Origin of the sequence: Paraburkholderia caffeinitolerans (assembly GCF_902859945.1) — a bacterium.
Taxonomy (GTDB): Bacteria; Pseudomonadota; Gammaproteobacteria; order Burkholderiales; family Burkholderiaceae; genus Paraburkholderia; species Paraburkholderia caffeinitolerans.
Genome location: NZ_CADIKL010000036.1, coordinates 40,823 through 63,759 on the forward strand (window position 1 = coordinate 40,823; position 22,937 = coordinate 63,759).

Annotated in this window: 19 protein-coding genes; 5 read left to right on the forward strand and 14 right to left on the reverse strand. The window is 62.7% G+C overall.

Features of this window, described 5'->3' with window-relative positions; genetic code table 11:
• Positions 1-4 precede the first annotated feature (4 nt).
• Positions 5-616: a flavin reductase family protein gene (locus tag HV773_RS27480; RefSeq protein WP_246282418.1), complete on the forward strand. Its 612-nt coding sequence runs from the start codon at positions 5-7 to the stop codon at positions 614-616.
• A gap of 2,146 nt (positions 617-2,762) precedes the next feature.
• Here HV773_RS27480 and HV773_RS27485 read toward each other — a convergent pair.
• The 3 genes from HV773_RS27485 to HV773_RS27495 form a co-directional block, all read right to left on the reverse strand.
• The gene (locus tag HV773_RS27485) at positions 2,763-3,755 is read right to left on the reverse strand and encodes a ParB/RepB/Spo0J family partition protein (protein WP_129563845.1); all 993 of its coding nucleotides are present in this window, start codon (positions 3,753-3,755) and stop codon (positions 2,763-2,765) included.
• On the reverse strand, positions 3,752-4,960 hold the full coding sequence (locus HV773_RS27490; protein ID WP_129563844.1) for an AAA family ATPase: 1,209 nt from the start codon (positions 4,958-4,960) through the stop codon (positions 3,752-3,754). The genes HV773_RS27485 and HV773_RS27490 overlap by 4 nt, the downstream gene beginning before the upstream one ends.
• Positions 4,961-5,643: 683 nt before the next feature.
• On the reverse strand, positions 5,644-5,850 hold the full coding sequence (locus tag HV773_RS27495) for a hypothetical protein (RefSeq protein ID WP_129563843.1): 207 nt from the start codon (positions 5,848-5,850) through the stop codon (positions 5,644-5,646).
• Between the two features lie 447 nt (positions 5,851-6,297).
• On the opposite strand from HV773_RS27495, the gene HV773_RS27500 reads away from it, so the two are divergent.
• On the forward strand, positions 6,298-7,677 hold the full coding sequence (locus tag HV773_RS27500) for a replication initiation protein (RefSeq protein WP_129563842.1): 1,380 nt from the start codon (positions 6,298-6,300) through the stop codon (positions 7,675-7,677).
• Positions 7,678-7,809: 132 nt separating this feature from the next.
• Here HV773_RS27500 and HV773_RS27505 read toward each other — a convergent pair whose 3' ends face one another.
• Positions 7,810-8,274, reverse strand: a complete 465-nt coding sequence (locus HV773_RS27505; RefSeq protein WP_129563841.1) for an SET domain-containing protein — start codon at positions 8,272-8,274, stop codon at positions 7,810-7,812.
• A gap of 213 nt (positions 8,275-8,487) precedes the next feature.
• Between HV773_RS27505 and HV773_RS27510 the strand changes: the two genes are divergently transcribed.
• Positions 8,488-9,018, forward strand: a complete 531-nt coding sequence (locus HV773_RS27510) for a pyridoxamine 5'-phosphate oxidase family protein (RefSeq protein WP_129563840.1) — start codon at positions 8,488-8,490, stop codon at positions 9,016-9,018.
• Positions 9,019-9,027: 9 nt separating this feature from the next.
• Here HV773_RS27510 and HV773_RS27515 read toward each other — a convergent pair whose 3' ends face one another.
• From HV773_RS27515 to HV773_RS27540, 7 genes are all read right to left on the reverse strand, one after another.
• Positions 9,028-9,864 (reverse strand): crotonase/enoyl-CoA hydratase family protein, encoded by an 837-nt coding sequence (locus HV773_RS27515; protein WP_129563839.1) that lies wholly within the window; start codon positions 9,862-9,864, stop codon positions 9,028-9,030.
• Positions 9,865-9,973: 109 nt separating this feature from the next.
• Complete coding sequence (locus tag HV773_RS27520; RefSeq protein WP_129563838.1) at positions 9,974-10,432, reverse strand: YidH family protein; 459 nt, start codon at positions 10,430-10,432, stop codon at positions 9,974-9,976.
• Between the two features lie 27 nt (positions 10,433-10,459).
• Positions 10,460-11,305 carry a Na+-dependent transporter gene (locus tag HV773_RS27525; protein ID WP_129563837.1) on the reverse strand — a complete coding sequence of 282 codons (846 nt, stop codon included), beginning with the start codon at positions 11,303-11,305 and terminating at the stop codon, positions 10,460-10,462.
• A gap of 118 nt (positions 11,306-11,423) precedes the next feature.
• Positions 11,424-12,935 (reverse strand): arylsulfatase, encoded by a 1,512-nt coding sequence (locus HV773_RS27530; protein WP_175197346.1) that lies wholly within the window; start codon positions 12,933-12,935, stop codon positions 11,424-11,426.
• Positions 12,936-13,046: 111 nt separating this feature from the next.
• Positions 13,047-13,964: a formylglycine-generating enzyme family protein gene (locus HV773_RS27535; RefSeq protein WP_129563835.1), complete on the reverse strand. Its 918-nt coding sequence runs from the start codon at positions 13,962-13,964 to the stop codon at positions 13,047-13,049.
• 270 nt (positions 13,965-14,234) lie between these two features.
• Complete coding sequence (locus HV773_RS37305) at positions 14,235-14,357, reverse strand: hypothetical protein (protein ID WP_257791206.1); 123 nt, start codon at positions 14,355-14,357, stop codon at positions 14,235-14,237.
• A 62-nt stretch (positions 14,358-14,419) separates the two neighbouring features.
• The gene (locus HV773_RS27540) at positions 14,420-15,607 is read right to left on the reverse strand and encodes an NRAMP family divalent metal transporter (RefSeq protein WP_227875516.1); all 1,188 of its coding nucleotides are present in this window, start codon (positions 15,605-15,607) and stop codon (positions 14,420-14,422) included.
• A 535-nt stretch (positions 15,608-16,142) separates the two neighbouring features.
• Here HV773_RS27540 and HV773_RS27545 point away from each other — a divergent pair.
• Positions 16,143-16,571, forward strand: a complete 429-nt coding sequence (locus tag HV773_RS27545; protein WP_129563833.1) for a hypothetical protein — start codon at positions 16,143-16,145, stop codon at positions 16,569-16,571.
• Between the two features lie 9 nt (positions 16,572-16,580).
• Complete coding sequence (locus HV773_RS27550; RefSeq protein WP_129563832.1) at positions 16,581-18,164, forward strand: isocitrate lyase; 1,584 nt, start codon at positions 16,581-16,583, stop codon at positions 18,162-18,164.
• A 104-nt stretch (positions 18,165-18,268) separates the two neighbouring features.
• On the opposite strand, the gene HV773_RS27555 is transcribed toward HV773_RS27550, so the two are convergent.
• Genes HV773_RS27555 through mdtN form a run of 3 tightly spaced genes read right to left on the reverse strand, consistent with a single transcriptional unit; the run spans position 18,269 to position 22,890 of the window.
• The gene (locus HV773_RS27555; protein WP_129563831.1) at positions 18,269-19,843 is read right to left on the reverse strand and encodes a TolC family protein; all 1,575 of its coding nucleotides are present in this window, start codon (positions 19,841-19,843) and stop codon (positions 18,269-18,271) included.
• On the reverse strand, positions 19,830-21,857 hold the full coding sequence (locus HV773_RS27560; RefSeq protein WP_129563830.1) for an FUSC family protein: 2,028 nt from the start codon (positions 21,855-21,857) through the stop codon (positions 19,830-19,832). Before HV773_RS27560 ends, HV773_RS27555 begins: the two co-directional genes overlap by 14 nt.
• Positions 21,838-22,890 carry a multidrug transporter subunit MdtN gene (mdtN, locus tag HV773_RS27565; RefSeq protein WP_129563829.1) on the reverse strand — a complete coding sequence of 351 codons (1,053 nt, stop codon included), beginning with the start codon at positions 22,888-22,890 and terminating at the stop codon, positions 21,838-21,840. The genes HV773_RS27560 and mdtN overlap by 20 nt, the downstream gene beginning before the upstream one ends.
• Between the last annotated feature and the right edge of the window lie 47 nt (positions 22,891-22,937).

Here is a 22,937-nt window from a genome sequence, read left to right on the forward strand (position 1 = left end):
CGACATGACACGGACAGACTGCACGATGGACGCCCTCTCCCGCTTCAAACCCGTTGCGCTCGAACACGCGAGCCGCCTCATCAATCACGGCCCCACCGTGCTCGTCACGAGCGCGGACGGCGCGCGTCGCAACGTGATGGCCGCCGCGTGGTCGATGCCGGTGGAATTCACGCCGCCACGCATCGCGATCGTGATCGACAAGAAAACCTTCACGCGCGAACTGATTCATGCGAGCGGAACCTTCGGCATCTGCGTGCCAGGCGCGGCTGCAATGGACTTGACCTATGCGGTTGGCAGCATCAGCGGACGTGACGCCGACAAATTCCAGCGCTTCGGCATCGAAGCCGTTCGGGGGCCGGTGCTCGGTGTACCGCTGCTCGAAGCGGGTTGCGCTGCGTGGATGGAATGTCGGCTCATCCCCGAGCGACATACCGAAGATGCCTATGACACGTGTTTCTGCGAAGTGGTATCGGCAGCAGCCGATTCGCGCGTGTTCGACCGAGGCCACTGGGTGTTCGATAGCAGCAACCGCGACCTGCATACGATCCATCACCTCGGGGCCGGGAATTTCGCTTTGGCCAGCGATGCCGTTAAGGCGCGGGAGCTTGCTGGATAAGGGCGTGCGAGGCAGTCATGCGGATGTGATCGGACTCCAGATATTACAAAATACGTATTGAAAAGCACGAACTCGCGCAAATTTTCATTTTTTGGTGAGTGAATGCGCTGAAGATCGCCCTTTTGGGGTCCGAAAACTCATTTGACCGTGGAACATTGGGGCTCAGGAGCGCCTCAATCGCCCGGAAGCGCCCGTGTCATATGGGTTTCGCAGATTTTCGCGAGTTTCGGTGAATGTTTCACGAAATGGCGTGGACGGGGTTAGCGGAAGTGGAGAATGCTTCTGCAACGGTGCGCTGAAACGGTGGCGCTCGTAGCGTTGCCTGCGAGCGCTTCCTTTTCCCCCCATGCGAACGGCGGTGACGTCCGGTTATTGACCTGACCCGATGCACTTCCATTTCTGCTCTTCGTAGCAACGAGGCGAGAGGTTTGTGCTTGCATCGATTTGCGCTTCGCGTTGACGTGCTAGCTACGGCGTCCGTGAATTTGTGGATGTTGCTTCGGTAATCAGGCCGCCTCGACCTTTTTGACGGTTAGTTGCATTAATTAGCTGCTGTTAGAACGGATGGAAAATTCTCGATGACGAACGGCTACAGGGACTCTGGCGAGCCGGACATAGCCCTGACCGACATGACGCCCCCTACTCCGCTTGCGTGAACTGAGTCTATGACGCGTCCATGAGGAGACTTTACCTGCGAGGCAGGAGTCATGGCTGTGTCATTACACGATCCGACAAATCGAGTCAGCGCGTTGGCTCCATGGATTTCGGTCGAGAGATCGCTCGAAGTCAACGGCCAACACCGCCACACACTCTCCCGCGTGATACTCGACGCACTCCCTGATGAAAATTTGATTGGGCGACTCCAATGCGCTCATACCGGGTCGCGATCGAGCAGGCAATCCTCATTCCTTCCGCTGGCAGTTCGTCATCGGGACGATCACTGAACCCGCCTCCATTGAAAGCATCAGGCGTCTCGCCGTCGTCACGAATTGGCGAGGCGAGGTCACGCGGCAAGCAGATCTCTACCCGCCTGCTCGCGAGTGTGTGTCGAGTCGACACATACTCGTGGACGGCGTGGGTTGTGTCGTCTCGTTGGATTGCTCGCAACCCGCTTCAGGTTTCTTGCCTCATCAAGCCGAGAATGGCCTGCACGCAAGACGCTCTTGCTGACAAGAAGGCAGACAACGTGCTCAGCGATGGGCCGTGTGTCGACTCGACACACTTCAGGTGTGCGCCAGAGCTTAGCGATATCAATTGATGCGACGGGTCAACCTCCGTCTTTGCGCGAGTCAGATTATGCGTGCCGAGGTCAGTTACTCGTGTGTCGAGTCGACACACCAATCGTCTTTTCCCAGGAAAAAATCCAGTGCTTAGTCGTGGGTTTGAAACCGCCACCCATCGAACAGGCCGTGCTCGTGGTTGAGTTCTACGTGTCGTGACGGCACACCTAAGTGACATCCGAGCTAGAGTTTGCCCTGTGTGTCGACTCGACACGCAGGGTGCCCGCCATTCAGGTGCACGTCGGACATATAAGACCACGTGAGGGTAGAGCCTCAGCGAATCGACCGGGCTGACCTCCGATCCTTGCCGCGCCGCACTTCAGCCATGCCGTGCTGCTGTTATCGATTGGGTGTACACGTCCCTGCACAACAGGGTCGGTCACTCGAATCGGGACCATCGTGTGTCTAGTCGACACATCGAACGCTGACATTCGAGTGTGCGTCTGGCATTCGAGAAGGAGTTGAGTCTCAGTGGTTCGGCTTGTCTGACCTCCGCTCTTTGCTGTGCGGCTCCTCGGTCACCATCTGCTGCTGTAATCGATTTGACGTGGATGTCCTTGCACAACAGAGTTGCTCACTCGAATCGGGAGCAATGTGTGTCGACTCGACACACGTTCCCCACCGCCTCATCATGGAGAGGCAGCCACCCGCGCGCCGCCCACGATAATTCACGTCAGTTTCATCCAGTCGGGACGCGACCTCCTCCTCATGAACATCTGTGTCGAGTCGACACAGATGTTCGCCCACGGTAGATTGCCTCCCACAGCCAAGGCTCGTTGTGTCGACTCGACACACCCTGTGCCTGGGCATAAAAAAGCCCGCTTGCGCGGGCCTTAATCAACCATCCAATAATCCGGAGTTCGCCCTCAGCCGGGCTTCACATTGAACAACTGGCTGATAAGCTCACGAATCTGCGTCTCCTGCGCATCCGAAAGAACACCAGTCTTCAGCTTCACGGTGAAGCTATTCGTATCCTTCGTGATGCTGCCGGCGTGGCTCTTGCCCGAGAAAATCTTCTCGATACTCCGCTCCGAAACGCTCTGCTCGCTCTCGCCACGATCCGACTGGGCGCCAATGGCTGCGGCCAGCTTCCCCTGGTCGAGCGTTCCGGCCATAACTGCCGGCCAAAGCTCACGTGCCGCCTTCAGCCCTTGTGCGCCATGCTTCTTGAGCGCCGAAACGATCTCGTCCGCGGCAGATCCGCCAAGCAAGCGAGGATTCAGGTCGAGGTCACGGCGAATGAAGTCGGGAAGCTTCTCGAACGCGAGAAATCGATACAAGCCCTTTCGTGACATACCCAGCGCCTCGGCCATCCGCGTGCGCGTCGGGAATTCCCGCTCGGCGCGCCGCAGCGACTGGCCGATTTCATAATCTGTCAGATCCTCGCGCCCCACGTTCTCGACCAGCGCGAGCACGGCCATGTCCTGATCCGAGCACTCGATCACCGACGCGCGAATCTCTTCCTCGTGCAGCAGAACGTGCGCGCGCAGGCGCCGCTCGCCGGCAATCAGTTGATAGCCGTTGTCGGCGCGCCGCACGACAACCGGCTCCACCAATCCCACTTCGCGAATCGATTCGGCCAGCGATGCGAGGCCTTCGTCGCTGAAAATCTTGCGCGGCTGCCACGGGTTGGGCTGAATCGCGCTGACGGGGAGCATGAGCTTGTCGCTCGTGTTTTCGAGCTCCTGGATACGCTGCTGGGCCACGGCCAGCGCGCCCAGCATTCCCGGGCCCGTCTTGAACGCGCTGCTGCGGCGCGGTTCCGGTGCGGCGGGTGCGGGCCGTTCAGTCGCCTGACGCTCCGAAGCAGAGCCGAGCTCGGCGGTCTTCGCCGCCATTTTGTCGCGAAACGAGCTCATTTTCCGGCCCTCCATTGCTCCACATAAAGATCATCGATCCAGCGCACGTAATCGGTGAGCGGCTGCCGGACGCGCGCGACCGTCTTGTCGGCGAGGTCGCCCTTGCTGATGTCGAACACGGTGGCCATCGCCAGAGCGCCGTTACTCATGGCCGAACTCGCCGGCACTTCCACCGCGCTGACCCAATCCTTGTAGGTGCGTTGCACCCAGGACCGAACCACCGGTGCCGACGACGTCTTGCCGTAATCCACCTTCGACAGCAGCACGGAAACGAAGTCGTAGGTCTTTTCGTCGCCGCGCTCCATGATCGTGTGCGCGAGATCGGAGAAGAGACTCCAGAACGACACCGAGCTGATGAAATCGAGGCTCTCCGGAACCAGCGGCATGACCATGGCGTCGGCGGCCATCAGCGCGTTGATAGTGAGATACGACAGCGACGGCGCGGTATCCAAAATGATGTAGTCGTAGTGCTGACGCAGTGTCTCAATACCCTGGCGCAGCAAGTCCCAGAACTTGAAGCCCGGGTTCTTGATGACGGTGCCGGGAATATGGAACTCCGCCGAGAAGAGCGTGGGGTGCGCCGGAATGACGTCGAGCCCGTCCCAATAAGTCGGCTGCACGAAGTTCAGCAGGCCGCCTTCCATCTGCGGATCGTAAATGAACGGCAGGACAGTACTGTCCTCGGTCACTTCCTTTTCCGCATAGAGACCACAAAGCTCCGTGAGCGATGCCTGCGGGTCGAGGTCGATAAGCAGCACGCGCCGGCCGCGCAGCGTCAGGCCTTGCGCGAGACACATCGTCGTGGTGGTCTTGGTGGAACCGCCCTTGAAGTTGGCGACCAGAATGACCTTGCCGTCGGCGTCGCGCACGCCAGTATGAAGTGGCGTTTGGTAAATATCCGAAACCTGCTGGACCCACGTGCGCGCGTCAGGCAAGGTAAACACCCGGCTGCGCCCCGAACCCTGGGCTTCGCCTTGCGGCAGGCCCTCGCGTGTGGCGAGCAGATTGTTGAGCTTGATGCGGTCGATGCCGCACAGTTCTGCAACTTGTGCGGACGTGAATGTGGGCGCCATCTTCCGCGGCTTCGGCGCCAGCATCATTTCCCGAAGTTCTTCTGAAAGCTGACCGGCTTCCTCTGCAAACTGCGTGACCGAGGAAAGGTCGACGCGCCGATCAATAGATGGAAATTCGATAGTCTTTGCCATTAATACGCTTTTTATCGGAATTTGGATAAAGCGTAGAATACAGGAAAAGCGTATCGAAACACACTGATTGAGGTCGATTTTTAAAAAAATCGACCTTTTTATTTGCGCCAGGACGGGCTCCCGGTCCTCGGTCCAGCCTCGGACCTTCGCCAGGTCACCAGGCCGTCTATGCGACGTTTAAGGGCATTTCCGCCGATTTGCTTATTTTTTGAGCACGCCCCCATAGGAATTCAATCCGATTCTGACAGAGATCGCCGTTCACGCTCATTCACGGCGTTATGCAGACCTTCATATAAGCATACGAAATCGTCAGAGGTCACGATTTTTGTGCACTTTCGCTAATCGACGAAACGATGTAATCGACTCAGATTTCGCAGTAACGGATTTTGTGCACGCATCCGGGATCCAATCCCTCAAGCGCCAAGAACTCGCACAAAAACCGTTACCGAAGTCGACACTCGTAGCACGAGGAACCGCGAAAACGCGGATCTGCACAAAAAACGTGACCGTCGCGCAGTGCTCTAGACAAACGTCTCACCGAAAACCAGCGCAAAACGTAGTGGCTGCTGCCACAAAACGACCGCGGGCGAGAAAGGACTCCAAAATCCGCACAAAAACCGTTACCGGTCTTCGCGTCAAACCCGCCTCCGCGTCCCTGGCGGTCCTGCGCAAGCTCGCGCACATTAAACGTTACCTCGTCGAACGCCATCGTCCTGCACAAAAAACTCGACCTTCGCTCTGCCGACCCTTTCCGCACAAAAAACGTTACCGGGCAGGGCATCGAGCAGAAGAAATTCGGCATTGAACGTCGTCGTCCGGCGGGCTGCACACAAATCGTTACCATCCACGCTGACGCGCGCACATAAAACGGTACCCTTGGCAATGGCCAAACGTCATTCCATCTCCCGATAGCACTGCAAGCCCTCGAAGATTTGCGGTCAAACACCCCTTGGCACGGAGATCCAGGGGCTTTTCCACAAGAAATGCACCTGTGCACTGCTAGCCAATAGGCGTAAAACCTCGTACCAAGCGTCTTTGCTACACGCGGTTGGTTTGTTTACTTAAACAAAGAAAACCCACAAACCCACTAACGTGCGCATCCGAATCCTTTGTTCTCAAGCACTTGCCGCCGAAAAGCACCGGTCTATGTGCCAGAAGCATCGATTTATGTGCACGTAGGTGACGATTTTTGTGCTGGAGATGGAGAGGTCTATGTGCAGTTCGGCACGTTTTTTGTGCCGGCCCTTCAGCACGTGCCGTTCGAGGTAACGTTTATTGTGTTGACTTGTGTTCGTGGAGTGATAGAGTCGCGGCCAATATCGACGGAGAGCACGCGAATGTCGGAGGACAGCGCACGCAGGACGACCACCCAGCAAATGTCGCTCGGGTTGTTCGAGGAGATGTCCGGCCAGCCCATCAGTGAGAGCACGAGGGAGATTGGCTTTCAGCGCAACAACGTTTTCGTTGCGATCAACGGGCTCGGCCTGTCGTCGCGGCGCTTTATCGATGCCGCCTATTTCATCGCAGCCCAGGAGCCGCTGCCGCGCGAGATTTACGACGTCGACCTGAACTACTTCAAGTGGCTCATGCGGTACGAGAGCCGCAATGTGCGCCATCTCCAGAGCGTGATCAAGGAGGCGCAGCGTGTGCTCATCGAGGTGACGGACACGCCGCCCGACCGGGCGCCCAGCGAAGAGGACCAGTGGATTTCCGAGCAGTTGATGGGCAGCGTCAAGATCGGCAAGGGGCGCATCCAGTTTCGCATTCCGCCGCTGATGCTGCGTCACATCACTGGTCCGGACAAGCATCACTGGCTGAACCTGTGCATCACGGCCGCTTTCTCGCAGACCTTTGCGCGGGCGATCTACGACTACGTGCTGCCGTATGTGAACGCGGGCTTTACCGACTGGATCGAGCTCGACGTCATGCGCCGCTGGCCGGGCAAGCTCGGTTCGAGCGCCTCGGAGTTCAAGCACTTCCGGCCGAAGTATCTCGACCCGGCTGTGCGCCAGATCAACGAGCTTTCGGACATCGACCTGAGCTACGAAACACGGGCCGATTCCGAAACCTCGCGCAAGATCAACAAGATCCGCTTCCGGCTGAAGCGCAAGGACACGGTTGCGGCCATGCTGAGCCGTCAGCCCGATGCCCACGACCTGCTGCTCACGCTCAAGGAGGAGTTCGGCCTGAGCAACAAGCAGTTCGATGTGATCGCCGAGCATCGCATGAGCTGGACCGACGAGCGGATCCAGCAGGCCATCGAGTACACGCGTTTTCGCCTCAACCAGGGCAAGGTCACCAAGAGTCCGGCCGGCTACCTGATGAAGGCGCTGAGCCACAACTGGCAGGTGTCGGAGGCCGAGCGCAAGATGGTGGCGATCCAGTCGGAGCTAGCCGCTGCTGAGAGCGCCGAGGAAACCGCGCGAGCCGCGGCCGGCAGTGCCGTGAAGCAGAGCATCGCCGCGCGCGATGAAGAAGCGCGCACGCAGCGCAACGACGAAGTCCAGCGCGGGCGCGAGCACTTCGAGTCCGCCGACGAGAAGACCCGCAAGGAACTCGTGCGCCTGTACATCGTGTCGCAAGCCGGCAAGCTCATGCTGCGCCGCCTGAAGCTCGAAGCCGGCGCGTTGTCGGATGCGAATATCCTCAGCCATTCCGATCTGGCGTGGTATTTCGGGCAGTTCGTGTACGCGCGGCTCAAGCAAAGCGCCGCATGAGGCATGCCGCGATGCGCGGCATGCGGTTCACAAGCCGAATTCGATGATTCCCCAGCAACGGCGGTATCCGCGTGGTTAATCCGGATTCCTGATCAAATCGCCCGGGTGAATCGTTGGTTCGCATTGTCGGGTTCACACCGCCAGAACGAGTGCGCCCGAGGCCAGTGCCCCCAGCATGGTGCCGCGGCAGAGCGGGGCGCCGCAGCGGCAGGCATAGTCGCGTTGTGCGTCGTCGTCGGCCTGCTGCTCGATCTCGAGCGCGTAGTCGATGAAGAGCTCCTCGCCGGGCGCGATATCGCGGATCGCCTCGATGAACACGCGGCCGTCGCCTTCGACCGCCTCGCAGTTCGCGGCGCATGCGTGATTGAGCCAGCGCGCGCCATTGCCGCCGCGTCCGCCGTCGATCACGCGCCCGTCGGACAGGCCGAACAGGAAAGTGTGGCCGGAGTCGCTGCGGCGCGCATACCAGCGCGCCGCCTCGCGCCACGTGGTCACCATGCCCTTGTACTCGAAGATGCGCTCCCCGGCGCGCAACGGAAGCAGCGCGAATACGCCTTTGCCATGCACCGGCGATTGCCGGACAGTCACACGTTTCATAGTCGTCGGAACGGCGCGGTGGGGAAGGGGAGACGCCGAGTATATGCCGAGAAAATGTCAGCGCGTACAGCGTGATAGCTGCCTTTCCGTCGATTCCATCGTCGTGCGCGATGCGGTAGATTGGCGTGGCGCTTGTGAACCCGTTTGCAGCCGAATTGCAGCCGATCTGCAGCCGCTATGCGAGCCCGTTTGCCCCTTCGGAGATCCTGATCGATGCATCGAGATGAAACCCGCGACGCCGCGCCGGAGCGCAAGCACGCCGACGAGCAGAACGAAGCCCGCATGCTACCGCCCGAGCTCGTGAGCGCGCTGGACGGCGAGCACCTCGAGGCGCATGCGGACGAGGCCTTCCGCCTCTCGACCGTGAGCGCCGACGGCTGGCCGCACGGTGCACAACTGAGCGTGGGCGAAGTACTGGCGCTCGACGCGCAGACCCTGCTCGTGGCGATGTGGCCGCGTTCGAACACCGCGCAGAACATGCTGCGCGACGCACGCCTCGCGCTAACGCTGGTTCATGACGGCGCGGTGCTGGAGATTCGCGCCCACGCGAGCCTGATTGCGGAGCATCAGACCGCCCTCGACCTCAGCGTGTTTCGCCTGCGCATCGAACGCGTGGAGGTGCATCGTGCGAAATATGCCGAGGTGCTGAGCGGGGTGACGTTCCGCCTGCACGAGCGCGAGAAGGTGATAGCGCGCTGGCGCGAGCAGATCGCGATGTTGCGCTCGCACGCCGCACCGGTATGAGCGTGGGTGTTACCGGCTGCCTTGATACGGCAACGCCGGCACGAAGTTTGGCGCGCGCTTTTCCATGTTCGCCGCGACGGCCTCGCGCTGGTTCGCGCCGCCGATCAGCGCCTCCTGCTCCACGGATTCGGCGATCAGCGTGGCCGCTGCGTCGCCGCGCGACGCGACCTGCAGCAGGCGCTTGGCGGCGCGAATCGCGTCGGGGCTGCGCTGTGCGATTTCACGCGCGGTGGTGAACGCGAGGGCGAGCGGATCGTCGGCCACGCGCGTGGCGAGCCCGAGTTCGACCGCCTCGGCACCCGACACAATGCGCGCGGTGTAGATCAATTCGCGCAACCGGTCGTCGCGCACGAGGTCGCGCGTGAGCACCATGCCGCCCATGTCGGGCACGAGGCCCCAGCGGGTTTCCATCACCGAAAGGCGGGCATCGGGCGTCACGTAGCGCATATCGGCGCCCAGCGCGAGTTGCAGTCCGCCGCCGAAGGCCATGCCATGCACGGCGGCGATCACGGGCACGGGCAGTTCGCGCCAGAGCGTGCAAATGGTTTGAAAGTCGTTGCTGAGGCCGTGCGTGCGCTCCGCTAACGGCGTTTTCTGGCACGTTTGCTCGAGCGTGGCCATGCTCTGCATGTCGAGGCCTGCGCAAAACCCCTTGCCGTTGCCCGAAAGCACGACCGCCCGCAGATCGACTGCGCCTGCAAGCCGCTCGCCCGTTGCGATCAGCGCGTCGAACATGTCGGGGTTCAGCGCATTCATCTTGTCTGCGCGGTTCAGGCGCACGTCGGCGACGCCTTCCACGATCGCGACTTCCACCCATGCGCTGCTATGGGTATGGCCTGTGTTCATACCATGGCTCCTGTTTTCAAGCTGAGATCGCCCAAGCGTAGCATCGAGCCAACGGCGTGCGCATATGACTGAATATCAAGCGTGTCCGTCCGCGCGGCACAATCGAGGCTCAATCGAGCACCAGTGAGCCCAGCGCGAATGCCCCCAGCGCCGCGACGGAAATCGCGATCCAGTATGCAAGATTCCATTGCCGCGTCAGGCCTTCGTACCGCAGCGCCTTCACGCGGCGCCCATGCTGAACCACCGCGGCGAGCAGCGCGAGCGTGCCGACCACCACCATCGCGGTGCCGACGATGCGCGGCGACCAGGTCGCGCCGAAGCGGCCGACGATGGCCTCGCCGCGCTGTCCCTGCATGTACTCGAAGAATTTCGCCAGCGTGAAGCCAAAGCTGATCATCGACAGCGAGGTCCGCAGCCATGCCATCAGCGTGCGTTCGGCCGCGAGAAACGTGCGCTCGACCGCGAGCGCCGTGCGGGCGCGCGTCTGCAGGGTGCCTTCGTCGGGCTTCAAAGGCGCCGATGGGGCGGTGTCAGGGATGGTACGAGGCGTTGGGTCGTGGGAGGTCATGGGCTTGCTTCTATAGCGTGAGGGGGATCAGGCCGCGCGTCGCCGTTGCCATTTCACGTAGGGAATCGTCAGCAGCGTGCACAGGATCAGGTACAGCACCAGCGTGGGCGCGAACTGGGCATCGGGGAGATTGGCCGCCGCCAGCGCCAGCGCAATAGCCGGGTGGCGCGATGCGCTCGCCAGCGCCAGCACGGACTCGTGCGCGGGCTCCGGCCGGCCCATCCAGTGGCCAATCAGCAGGCCCGCGAGCACAAAGGCCACGAGCGCCACCACGGTCCATTGCCCTGTCGCCGACCAGGTGGCGTGCCACGTGCCCGCCAGCAGCACGAGCACGCCGCCGATCAGCAGGACGTTGGCGATGCGACGCACGGGTGCGAGCAAATGCTGCGCCGCCCGTGGCGCGAGCCACATGACCAGCACGCCGGCCGCCAGTGGCGCAATGATCATCTTCAGGACGATTTTCGTGATCGCGCCCGGCGCCATCGCGAGCGGGAGGGCGAAGAGCCAGTCGAAGAACGCGGTCGAGAGCGGTGCAGTGACGATCGATGCGAGCGCGAGCACGACAAGCAAACCTAAACCATAGGGCGCCACACCGCCGGCTCTTTCCTGCTTTTGGGGCAACAGCGGCGGCACGGGCGAGATGGAGAGCGCGGTGAGCACCACGGCCGTCGATTGCGGCAGGTCCAGGAAATAGACGCAGCCGCCCACCACGAGCGGCATAATTACCAGTACGGAGAGCAACGAGCGCACCAGCAGGCCGGGCCGCTGGATCACGTAAAGCAGGTCGTCGCGCTTGGCCTGCAGTCCGTAGGTGAACACGGTCCCCATGATCGCGAGCTGAAGCGCGAGGAGTATCAGTGTTTTGGCGTTCAAGAGATTTCCCGATGATGGAAATCCCGGGCGCTGCCGCAAACGGCAGCGCCCGAGCCTGACTAGCTGACGAGTGCTACGAAGGACAACAAATAATGTTAAGGATGACTACCGAGAATGACTACCGATGCCCGCCTCCCGCGGCATCCGTCATCTTCTCGATTACCTGGTCCACGCCGAAGCTGGCCGCCTTCTGGCGCGGCGGGTACTCCCTGAACGACTCGAGGAATTCGGCCACGCCCGCCTGCGCCGGCACCAGGATGAAGACGTGATCGAGCAGCCAGTCGTAGTAGGTGTTGGAGGTGATATCCGCTCGCTCGTACGGGTCTGTTCGCAAGTTGAATATCTTCGGCACGCGCAGTGTAACGAGTGGCTCGGCCCATATCCGCAACGTACCTTCCGTGCGCTGCTCCATGAACACGACCTTCCAGTTGTCGTAGCGCAGACACGCAAGATCGCCGTCGTCGGTGAAATACAGGAAGCCCTTGCGATCCGGCTTTTTCTCCTTGCCTTTGAGGTAGGGCATCAGGCTGAAGCCGTCCAGATGCACCTTGAATTCCTTGTTGTTGGCCTTGAAGCCCTTCTTGAGCTTTTCCTTGACGTCTCCGCCGCCCGCGGCATCGACGATGGTGGGCAGCCAGTCGAGGTGGCTCACGATCTCGTTGCACACCGTGCCGGGCTTGATGACGCCCGGCCAGCGCACGAGGCAGGGCACGCGATACGCGCCTTCCCAGTTCGAGTTCTTCTCGTTGCGGAACGGCGTCATGCCGGCATCGGGCCACGAGTTCATGTGCGGGCCGTTGTCGGTGCTGTACATGACCATCGTGTTGTCCGCGATGCCCAGCTCGTCGAGCAGCGCGAGCATCTCGCCGATATGCTTGTCGTGCTCGATCATGCAATCGTGGTACTCCGACTGCCAGCGGCCGGCCTGGCCGCGGATGCGGTCCTCGATATGCGTGCGGAAATGCATGTGCGTGGTGTTGAACCACACGAAGAACGGCTTGTCGTCCTTATGCGCCTTCTTGATGAACTTCTTCGCGGCTGCGATGAATTCGGTGTCGCAGGTCTTCATCCGCTCTTTGGTCAGCGGCCCGGTGTTCTCGATCTTCTGCCCGCCCTTGCCGTCGGACCAGCAATGCAGCACGCCACGCGGGCCGTACTTCTTGCGGAAATCGGGGAAATCCTTGGGATCGGGATAGTCGGGCAGCTCCGGCTCTTCCTCTGCATTGAGGTGATAGAGGTTGCCGAAAAATTCGTCGAAGCCGTGCATCGTCGGCAGATGCTCGTCGCGGTCGCCGAAGTGGTTCTTGCCGAACTGCCCGGTGGAATAGCCGAGATCCTTGAGCAGTTCGGGAATATTCGGATCCGCGGCGTTCATGCCGAGCGGCGCGCCAGGCAGGCCCACCTTGGTCAGTCCCGTGCGCAAACCGCATTGCCCGGTGATGAACGATGCGCGGCCCGCCGTGCAACTTTGCTCACCGTAGTAGTCGGTGAACAGCACGCCGTCTTCGCCGATGCTGTCGATGTTGGGTGTGCGATACCCCATCATCCCCTTCGTGAAGATGCTGAGGTTGGATTGACCAATGTCGTCGCCCCAGAGGATCAGGAAGTTGGGTTTCTTCTTGCCCGCCATGGAACACTCCTTGCGAATAAAGCCACCGTAGCCGGCAGCGGGATTACCTCCGGACCCGGTTGCCGAAGGGTTAGCGTGAGATCGGTTGTCTCGCTTGATTCGACTGCAACTTCAACTGGCAGCGGTATCGCGGACGATGCAGCGAAAGCCTACGTGGCAGGTCGAGGTGTCGACCGGTTGCGCCATTCGCGCGGCGGGGCGATAGCGCCTGCAGTAGTTCGGTGCGCACAGGTACGAGCCGCCCTTCATCACCTTGCGCGGAATTCGGGTTTGCGGGGCGCGCGGGTCGACGCTCGCTTCAACGGAGCCGCCGCGCGGATTGTCGAGCGTGCAGCACGCCTTGACGATTTTCCCGTGGTCCTGGTACCAGTCGGAGGTCAACTCCCACACGTTGCCGGCCATGTCGTAAAGACCGTATCCGTTAGGCGCGAACGAGCCGACCGGCGCGGTCCATTCGTGACCGTCCTCCAGCAGGTTTTGCCACGGGAACTCGCCTTGCCACGTGTTGGCCATGTGCTTGCCGTCGGGTGTGAACTCGTCGCCCCAGACGAACTCCGCGCCCTCCAGGCCGCCACGCGCGGCGAACTCCCACTCGGCTTCGGTGGGCAGGTCCTTGCCCGCCCACTTCGCATACGCCTCGGCGTCTTCGTAGGCGATGTGCACGACAGGATGGTCCCAGAGCCCGTCGAGCGAACTCTCGGGGCCGCGCGGATGCCGCCAGTTCGCGCCGCGGGTATAGACCCACCAGTTGTAGTGATTGCGCAGATCCACGCGATGCGGCGGCTTGGCGAACATCACCGAGGCCGGCTCCAGCATTTCGGGCAATGCGCCCGGATAGTCGTCTGGATTGGCCGGGCGCTCGGCGGAGGTGACATAGCCGGTGGCGTCGGTGAAGCGTTTGAACTCGGCGTTCGTTACCGCATGGCGATCCATCCAGAAGCCGCGCACGCTAACTTTGTGCGCCGGCGCTTCCTCGGGATAGTGGTGATTGGAACCCATGGCGAAGGTGCCGCCGGGGATACGGACCATTCCCGGCGGGCCGTCGGGTACGGCGCGTTGGGATGGGTCGTTCGTCTCTGGTACGGGATGAACCATGTGCAGTCAGGACGTTGAAGTGCTTTGGCGGGGTTCGTGCGTCAGCGCGCAATCAGAACGAGCCGCAACTCCGGCCGGTCGGCGCGCTGCAGGGGAAACGGATAGCAGCATCAAGTATTGCAGTGGCATTGGGGTTTCCATATCGGTAAATGGGGCAACGTCATTGCCCTTGAGGGCAATGAAACAAGCTCGGTGTTTAATGGGCTAGCCGTAGTGGAGATCGCGCAAGGCGCTGCGCCCCATGAGATGCCAGATGCCCGCCACTTGCACGGGCAGCCCCGAGAAAAGCATGACGAAGCCTGCCCAGTGCTGGTCGACGAGCGGCACATTCCACTGGCAGAAGACCGTCCTTCGGACGACGCCCCCAACCGGGTGCGCCAGGCTGGCCGCTACCAGCACACCAGTCCCGCCACGCTCGCCGTTGCCACGCAGGCGCACAACAGCCACAAGTACGCGTTGCGCGGCCGATGCGACCGGGGCAGCGCCACGAGCGCGAGCGCGACCAGCAACCCCACCACGAGCGGCAGCATGAGCGCGTTGATCACTTGCGCGGCGATGTTCAAGGCGACGAGATCCGGCGCGAGCCAGACGACGAAGGCGCTGCCCGCCACAGCAGCGGCATAGATGCCGTAGAACCATGGCGCGCTGGCGGGGCGCTGTTCGAGCGAGCGCTTGTAGCCGGCGACCTCGCCGAGTCCCCAGGCGAGTGCGAGCGAGCAGACGATGGCGGCCACGAGCGAAGCGCCCAGCACGCCGGCGCCGAACAACAGCCGCCCGGCTTGCCAGCCCACGACGGCCGAAAGCGCGTTGCTGATGTCGCCCACGCTTTGCAGGCCGCGCGGCCCGGTCGCATGGCCGAGCGTGGCCGCTGCCGCCACGAGGATGGCGCCGGTGAGCAGTTGCGTGATCACGGCGCCGACCGCCGTTTCGACCTTGGCCGCGCGATAGTCGCGCGCGGTGAGCCCTTTGTCCGCGACCGCGGCCTGCTGGTAGAACACCATCCAGGGATTGAAGGTTGCGCCGACCAGCGCGGCGGCGAGCCAGAGAAATTCGCTATTGCCGAGCGGCAGATCGCGCAGTTGCCGTGCGAACGTGGCGGCATCCGGATGGGCGCGCCAGGCCACCACGAAGAACGCCAGTTCGAACGCGCCAATCAGCATCGCGATGCGGTCCACACGCTTGTGCGATCCCGTGAGCACGACACCGAGCAGCGCGCACACCGCAAGGGGCAGCGTGACGTTGCGCGACAGGCCGTACATTTCGCCTACGCCTGCCACCCCCGTGAATTCCGTGATGAGCGAGCCGAACACGGCGACCACGAGTCCGAGCGCCGCAATCCATGCCCACACAGCGCCGAAGTGCTTGCGAATCAACTCACCGTGCCCTTCGCCGGTGAAAATGCCGAGCCGCACGGCGAGTTCCTGAACCATGTAGAGCACGGGGATCAGTGCGAGCAGTAGCGGCAACAGGCGCACGCCCCATTGCGCACCGCTCTGGGCCGCGGTGACGACGTTGCCCGCATCGCAGTCCGCCAGCATGACGAGGATGCCGGGGCCCCAAAGGGCGGTCGATCGCAAAACGCGAATTGGAGAGCGTTTCAGCGCAGGCACTCCATACCGTTGTGTCCGCAACCGGTTAAGCAGAATAGGGCGAAAGGATCGCATCTTGGCACGGTATGTTCGTCAGAGCTGCCACTGGTAAGGCGCGGCATTATTTGACGGGACATCGTGCGAAAAATAGGCCTATAGACGAAGCAAGCCTATCACGATGCACATAGTCGAAATCAAATGTGCGCTTCATTCCCGGGTAATCTAAATTCGAGAGAATATTGTTAGTGTTTTGTTAGAAATGCCATTTATGAATAAATGCCGAATCGCGTATCGACGGCGCAGAAAAAGCGCGTGACGCACCAAGGGTGCGGCGGGCGATCTCCGGATCGGCTGGCGTGCGTGTGTCACGGGTGAATAGAACGCAACGGCTCGACGGCACTAGGCGAGTGCGATTTCCGGTCAGCCGCGTATGCGACGATTGCCAAAGTGTCGACTGGATGCAGCGCATGCGCCATTAGGGAGTGAGGCAGCGATATTGCCCGTAAGGGCAATTGCAAAAAGAATGCTCGATCTCGCCGATTCGATTCTCCGCAACGGCCTCGTCCTGTTCGCGAACCTCGGCCTGCTGAATACACGCTTCACGCAATTCGACTACGCGCCGACGGCGATCGGCAATCCGGTCGTGCACATTTCGTATGTCTCGCCGAACCGGCAATCGAGCGTGCCCCGCCCCCAGTCGCTGAAAGCGCGTTTCATATTGCGAAATTCTCTGAAAATTTCTGCAGCCTCGTTTTTTCGCCACTCGAAAGCCTGTTTTGCATCGCAAAATCCAACGACTATCTTATTGAATTTAAAGCGTAAATTATGTCTTATGTCTTATATAAGACTTCACCGAAACGCGGCGGGCGGCGTTACTATTGAGTCATGCAGTTCGCTTCGACAAACGCGGCGGCACGCTGAAACCATTCAATCAAACGCGCTTTGCTCTTAGGAGAGACACATGGCCCAGTATCAAGACGACATCAAGGCAGTGGCTGGCTTGAAGGAAAACAACGGCAGCGCCTGGAATGCCATCAATCCCGAGTACGCCGCTCGCATGCGTGCCCAGAACAAGTTCAAGACGGGCCTGGACATCGCGAAGTACACCGCGAAGATCATGCGCGCCGACATGGCCGCCTACGACGCCGACCCGTCGAAGTACACGCAGTCGTTGGGTTGCTGGCACGGTTTCATCGGCCAGCAGAAGATGATCTCCATTAAGAAGCACTTCAACAGCACCGAGCGCCGCTATCTGTACCTGTCGGGCTGGATGGTCGCTGCGCTGCGCTCCGAGTTCGGCCCGCTGCCGGACCAGTCGATGCACGAAAAGACCTCGGTCAGCGCGCTGATTCGCGAGCTGTACACCTTCCTGCGCCAAGCCGACGCCCGTGAACTGGGCGGCCTGTTCCGCGAACTCGACGCCGCAAAGGACGCCGCCGCCAAGGCCGCGATCCAGCAAAAGATCGACAACCACGTCACCCACGTGGTGCCCATCATCGCGGACATTGACGCGGGTTTCGGCAACGCAGAAGCAACGTACCTGCTGGCCAAGCAGTTCATCGAAGCGGGCGCATGCTGCATCCAGATCGAAAACCAGGTGTCCGACGAGAAGCAGTGCGGCCACCAGGACGGCAAGGTCACCGTGCCGCACGAGGACTTCCTCGCGAAGATCCGCGCGATCCGCTACGCGTTCCTGGAACTGGGCGTGGACGACGGCATCATCGTGGCGCGCACCGACTCGCTGGGCGCCGGCCTGACCAAGCAGATCGCCGTGACCAGCACGCCGGGCGACCTGGGCGACCAATACAACTCGTTCCTCGATTGCGAAGAACTGTCGGCCGACCAACTGGGCAATGGCGACGTGATCATCAAGCGCGACGGCAAGCTGCTGCGTCCGAAGCGCCTGCCGAGCAACCTGTTCCAGTTCCGCGCCGGTACGGGCGAAGCGCGCTGCGTGCTCGATTGCGTCACCGCACTGCAAAACGGCGCCGACCTGCTGTGGATCGAAACCGAAAAACCGCATATCGCGCAGATCGGCGGCATGGTCAGCGAGATTCGCAAGGTCATCCCGAACGCGAAGCTGGTGTACAACAACAGCCCGTCGTTCAACTGGACGCTGAACTTCCGCCAGCAGGCGTATGACGCGATGAAGGCTGAGGGCAAGGATGTGTCGGCCTACGAACGCGGCCAGCTGATGAGCGTGGAATACGACCAGACCGAACTGGCGAAGCTCGCCGATGAAAAGATCCGCACCTTCCAGGCCGATTCATCGCGTGAAGCCGGTATCTTCCATCACCTGATCACGCTGCCGACGTACCACACCGCTGCGCTGTCGACCGACAACCTCGCGAAGGAATACTTCGGCGACCAGGGCATGCTCGGTTATGTGGCTGGCGTGCAGCGCAAGGAAATCCGCCAGGGCATCGCTTGCGTGAAGCACCAGAACATGTCGGGCTCGGACATCGGCGACGATCATAAGGAATACTTCAGCGGTGATGCGGCGCTGAAGGCGGCGGGTAAGGACAATACGATGAATCAGTTCTGATTTCGGCAGTACCTGAAGCTACACGCCAATCCGGTAATACGGGTTGGCGTTTTTTTATCCGGGCAATAAATGTTGGCGGGCGATGGCGGGTGATTCAACGCCGGCTACCACGTCTTCTCCCCATCAGCCCCAGCCGCGCCAATCTCCCCCGTAGCCAGCGCGAGCGACGCTGCAGCGGACAGCGCCGCGCTATAGCTATCCGCTGCCGCATTCTGCGCGGCGATCAATTGGTTTTGTGCGAGCAGCGCGTCGGTGATCGAGCCCACGCCGTGCCGGTAAGCCGTGAACGCCGCGTCGTACGTGGTCTGCGCGGCGGCGACCAGTTCCTTGGCGGCATCGTTCGATGCGAGGCTCGTGGACAGCGCGTTCTGCGCGGCAACGACCTGCCGGACGGCTTCTTCCTTGGTCCGGGTCACGCGCGCCGATGCGCTGTCCGCGTCGTTGCGCGCCTGCATCAGCACGGCGGAGCGCAAGCCGCCGTCGTATAGCGGGATCGTCACGCCAAGGAACACGCCGCCGCTGCGGCGGCTGCCGTTCAAATTCACCGTGGCCGCCTGATCGCCCACGGGCGGAATCGCGGTGATCGCCGTTTGCCCGGTGCCGTAGGCGGCCACTGCGGAGAGGAACACCTTCGGCATGAACGCAGCCTTGGCCGCGCGGATCTTCGCCTGATTGGCCTGTTCGAGCGCGTAGGCGCTCTGCACATCGGGCCGCCGCGCGATCGCATCGGCGACGATCTCGTCGACCGACTGGTGCAGCGCCGGCGTCAACGCGCGTGCCGGCAACGGCGCAATCGTCGGCTTCGACAATGGCGAGATGCCGAGCGCGGACAGGAGGCTCAGATAGCTGTCGCTGAGCGCGCCATCGGCCTGCACTTTCACGAGATTCGCCTGCGCGCGGTTCTGCGTGGCCTGTGCCACTTCGACGACTGTGCCCACGCCCTGTTTCATCCGTGCACGCGAGGCGGCGAGAATGCCATCCGCGTTGACGAGCGCCTGCTGCGCGGTGCTCGCGCGTGCGCTGGCGGCTTCGTAGGCGTAGTACGCAACGCTCACCGCGTGGATCACCTGCTGATGGACGGCCGTGAACGCGATGTCGGCGGCCAACGAAACCTGGGTGGCCGCGTCGACGCGCGCGCTGCGGCCGCCGAAGTCGAACAGCAGCCATTGCAGCGAGACGACCGAGACCGAGCCGTGAATGTCGCCATGGGTCGACACGTTGCCGAGCAATGTCGATGACGAGCCGCTCGACGCCTGGTATCCGCCCATCACGGTTGCGGTGAGCAGCGGCAGATACGCGGCCTTCGCGACGCCCGCCGCGAGCGCCGCATTGCGCGCGTCGTTCCAGGCGATGCGCGTCGTCGGGTTGGTGGATTCGGCGAGATCGATCAGCTCGGGCAGCGTGTACGCGTGGTTCGTGTCCAGCGCGGCGGCGGGTTCGACGGACGCCAGTGCGGCGCTGCGTGGCAGCGTGTAGCCCTCGTGCGCGGATGGTGAGGATTGTGCCGATTGCCCAGCGTTTTGCGACGGGCCGGGCACGATGTTGCCGGCCGTGTCGGTTTGCGGCTGCCACGGACGGTCGGGCGCGGGGGGCGCGAGATCGAGCGAGGACGTCGCGCATCCCGCGAGTCCGGCAACGGCCAGTGCGATCAACCAGGGTTTCGGGTCAGGGGCGCGCATCGGGCCGCGTCTCCTTTAGTGCTGATAGGTCCTCCGATATTTCCGCTGCGCGCGCTTCCAGGGCGATCTGGCCGAAGCGCGCATCGATGATGTCTAGCAGTGCGCTCACGCGGGAGTCCGCTGCGTTGTCGTTGGCGGGGGCAGTGCGCGCATTGACCTCTTCGCCGTCATCGATCCGCTGCGCGAGCGCGCGCAGCCGTGCATCGGCCGCCGCGCCCGCGCGACCGGCTGTGAGAACGAGCGGCCCTTCCGCCGCGCCGAGCTCCGCAAGCGCGCGCCGTCGGCTCGCGATCCACGCGGGCGCGGGACGCACCCACGACGGCTCGTAGTGGATCACGCCGAGGTTCTGGCGCAGCTCGCCGTACTGCGCGAGTGCTCCGGCAGCTAGCGCGCGGCGCGTGGCGGCATCGGCGGCGTGCGCGATCCGCGTCCACTGCGCGACAAGCGCCTTGAGCGCAGTGTCGATCTGGCTCGCGATGCTGACTGGCCAGACCCGCGTGAAGATCAGGTAGACCACCACATTGCCGATCAGAATGCCGATCGCGCGGTCGCGCGCGAGCGTCAGGTCGAACCCGGGCGCAGGGCCCTGGATCACGCACAGGAAGAACGCGAACGCGATCTGCATGCCCGCGTACGCGATCCGTGGCGAGCCCATTGCCACCCACGCGGACAGCCACGCGCCCACGAACACCAGCGCCAGGAGCTCCGTGGCCGATGCCAGCGTGGGCATCACGAAGACGATGATCGCCGTGCCGAGCACAGCGCCAATGAGGCAGCCGGCGATCCGCAAGGTGAGCTTCTCGATGGTCTCAGCCGTGGTGCCGAGCGACACCATATAGCAGGTGATGAAGCACGTATGAATGCCCGACCAGTCGAGCTGCTGATACAGCAGGTAGCAGAACATCGCTGCCGCCGTGGTCTTGAGCGCGTAACGGACGTGGTCGGGATTGGTGAGCGCGTCCTCGTCGAAGAAGCCGCCGCGCGCGGGCGCGTGTTCGGCTGGCGCTGGAGCACTTTTCGCCGCTTCGGCCTCTGGGGCCGGCTCCGCAAAGTGCTCCAGCGCCGCGCGCAAGTCAGTGAGCACAAGCGCGGCAAGCGGCGCGTTCGAGGCCGTCTCGGGCAAGTCCACCGCGACGTCCACGGGATAGCCGCCCGCGTCGAGCATCGCGGCCATCTGCTCCATCGTTTGCGCGAGCTTTGCAGCGCACGCGTCGGGCAGCCGTGCGCCGGGTTCGCTCGCGGCGAGATCGGTCGCGATCAGGATGGCGGTGGTCGACGCGCTCGCCTGGCGCAGCGCCGCGAAGTCGTCTTGCGTGGAGGTGCCTTCGACCTTGGAAAGCTTGAGCCACGTATTGATCTCATGATCGCCCTCGCGCAGGCACGCTTCGAAGGCCGCGCGCTCGGCGTCGGTCGCCGTGCCGTTCAGGCGGCGCGCGGCGAGCCTCATGCGCCGCGCGAGACTCTTGCCCGCGAGCCGGCGCGGCGACGGCGCGAACACCAGGTTCACGAGAATCGCCGCGCCAACCGGAATCGCCACCATCAGCCATGCGTACAGCAGACCGCGCGTGGCCGCTTCGCCGACGGGCGCGAGGCCCAGCTCGTCGAGCCCGAAGCCCACGACCATGGCCACGATCGCGCCCACCGGCTTCAGCTTGCTCGCCGATGTCATGAACAGCAGTCCGAACGAAAGCAGCGCCATGCTCGCGATGCGCAACGCGGGCTCGTTGATGCAGAGGATCGCGAAGATCATCACGATGCCGACGATCGTGGTCACGAGCACCAACAGTGCGATCGGCAGGATGATGCTCGTCACGCGGTCGGGCTTGTTCAGGAAGAACACGACGTAGGCCGAGATCGCGGCTTCGGGCGTGCCATAGGCGCTTGTGACCAGCACGGTCAGCGCGCAGATCAGCGCGATTCTCGTGACGATGGCGGTGCGCCCCGGAAACGGTGCGAGCAGCTTCACGATCTCCCGTGGGCCGGGCGCGCTCACATCACCGGCAAGACTGGCCATGCCGTACCTCGACAATCGCGCTCGCACCCACACGCACCAGTTTCGCGGCCGGTGCGTCGATTCGCACCCGCACCGGAAAGCGCTGCGAGACCCGCACCCAGTTCACCGAGCGCTGCACGAAGGGCAGGCTGCGCGGCAGGTTCAGGCGGTCGACGTCCGCGACGCCCGCGCCGATGCCCACGACCTTGCCGCGCATCGGCTGGGCGCGGTCGATCATCGAGTACACAGTCGCGCAGTCGCCCACCTCGATAGAGCCGAGCGAGGTCTCGCGGAAATTCGCCACGGCGAACCATTCGCCCGAGTGGATCAGCGTGAAGATGGACTGGCTCGGTATGACCGTCTCGCCCGCGAGCACCGAAAGGCCCGTCACGTAGCCGTCGAACGGCGCGCGCACGACAGTGTCGTCGAGCGCGCGCTGTGCGATCGCCAGCGCGGCTTCGCTCGCGTGCAGCGTGGCGATGGCGCCGGCGTCGTCGCCGATTGTTTTCGCGCTCGCGTGCTGCTGCTCCTTCGCCTGCGCCAGCGACACGCTTGCATCGCGCTGCGCGACCACGGCCTGGTCGAAACTCTGCGCCGATACGTAGCCCTGCGCCGCAAGCGGCCGCAGCCGCTCGACGCTGCGCGTGGCGAGGTCGTAATTGTGCGTGGCGCGTTGGGTCTGGTCGGCGGCGACCACCGCGGTCGAAGTCTCGCCGATCACAGTGCGGCGGCGCGTTGCCAGCGCCGCGCGGGCCAGTTCGACATTGGCTTGCGCCTGCGCGACCGCGAGCCGGTAGGGCAGCGGATCGATTTCGAACAGCACCTCGCCCTTCTTGACCTGCTCGTTCTCCTCGACGGCCACGCGCACGATGCGTCCGCCAACGGGCGAGGCAACGTGGACGATGTCGGCGTCGATGCTCGCGTCGTCGCTCGATGGAAAGCGCGACGAGCGATCGTACGCGTACCACAACGCAGCTGCGCCGAGCAGGACGATCGCGACGGCGATCGCGCGGCCCTTCCATGCAGGCTTGGGATTGATGCCGGCTAGTTTCATCTCAGCCTCCGCCGGGCCGCCCCAAGGAGGCTGAGCGCCCCCTCGGG